Source organism: Sinomonas sp. G460-2 (genome assembly GCF_047759905.1).
Lineage (GTDB): Bacteria > Actinomycetota > Actinomycetes > Actinomycetales > Micrococcaceae > Sinomonas.
On the sequence record NZ_JBKZWT010000524.1, the window covers coordinates 1 to 1,486 of the forward strand.

Annotated in this window: 1 protein-coding gene and 1 tRNA gene; both read right to left on the reverse strand. The window is 66.0% G+C overall.

Annotation, left to right across the window (positions count from 1 at the left end; all coding sequences use genetic code 11):
• The coding region (locus ACLN58_RS22120; protein WP_415857359.1) for a M23 family metallopeptidase at positions 1-727 on the reverse strand (727 nt) is incomplete at its 3' end.
• Between the two features lie 553 nt (positions 728-1,280).
• Positions 1,281-1,365, reverse strand: a tRNA-Ser gene (locus ACLN58_RS22125).
• Positions 1,366-1,486 lie beyond the last annotated feature (121 nt).

A 1,486-nucleotide genomic window follows, 5' to 3' on the forward strand; every position in this document is an offset into this window, starting at 1 on the left:
GCGTAACGGTCTCGCCGGCGGCGGGGGCGTTGGCCTGGCCGGGGACGTCCCAGTTCTGCGTGGCCGGCGTCTGCCCGTTGGTGGGCGAGTAGTCCGTGAGCGTGAGCGTTCCGACCGCGTCCGTCTGCTTGATCGGAATGAACTGCCACAGCATCGGGTCCTTGTAGACCTTGTTCAGATGGGTCTCGAAGTGCAGGTGGGGCCCGGTCGCTGAGCCGGTCTGGCCGACGAGGCCTACCACCTGGCTCACGGAGACGGAATCCCCCGTCTTCACGGCGATGGCCTGCATGTGGTTGTACGTCGTGACGAGGCCGTTGCCGTGGTCGATCTCGACCCGGTTCCCGCCGCCCCACGGATGCCAACCCGCGGCCCGGACCACGCCGGCGTCGGCCGAGTAGACGCGCGTGCCAGCCGCGCCTGCGAAGTCCTGGCCCCAGTGGAACTCGCCCGGCTGGCCTGTCAGGGGGTTGATCCGGTAGCCGAACGCGGAGGTCGGGACGAGCGTCTCGAGCGGAGCGTATAGCTTGCCCTCAGTGGGCCGCGGGAGATCCGACGACGCGACCACGACCGCCCCTGAGTGGTTGCCCGCGGGGATCGAGCTCACGTCCGCACGTTCGAAGGAGAGGACCGCGTTGGGGTCCGCGCGAACGGTGTCCGCGGAGGGCGGGTCGGCAAAGGCCGGAGCGGCAGCGACCGCGAACACGGCCGTACCGAATCCTGCCGCCATCCCTATGATGAGCCGGCGCCGGTCAAGCCAGTCTTCGGAATTTTTCGAACGCTCCACGTCCGGTCCCCAATCAATTCGTGTGCGGTTTTTCTCGCCCGCAGGCTACCATTCTTCGCCGCCACGGATCCGCGCCGCTAGGCCGAACGTCCTAGGTATCGCAGGTTCGCAGGAACCTCACAGGTGATCGCCGAAAGGTTCGCCCGGAAATCACGTTCGCGAAGACAGCAATTCACTTTTCGTGGCTATTTGAGCTCTGGCGAGTTACCTTCTCGCAAGCCCGAGTCACCTTCTCGCGGACCCAAGTCACCTTCGGGCACAGCAGTCACCTTGAGGCTGACTTGTCGGCGAGAGGGTGACTGCCGTCCGCGAGAAGGGAACTGCGCTCGACGGGAGGGTGACTGCCGTCCGCGAGGAGGGAACTGCGCTCGCGAGAAGGCCGCCGAAAAAACAGAACACCCCCGGTCCGAAGACCGGGGGTGTCGTCGATGTCCCGAGACATCTGTAGCCGATGTCCCGAGACATCTGTAGCCGATGTCCCGAGACACCACAAACGCGGAGGATGGGGGATTTGAACCCCCGAGGGCGTTAACCCAACACGCGTTCCAGGCGTGCGCCATAGGCCGCTAGGCGAATCCTCCATTGCCCGCTTCACGCCAGCCCAGAAGGGCCAGGCTCGTGCAGAGCAGACTCTAGGATACCCGAGGTTCGGGCGTGCACCGAATCGCGAGCGGCGCCCCGGGGGCGAGCCCTGTGCACCGA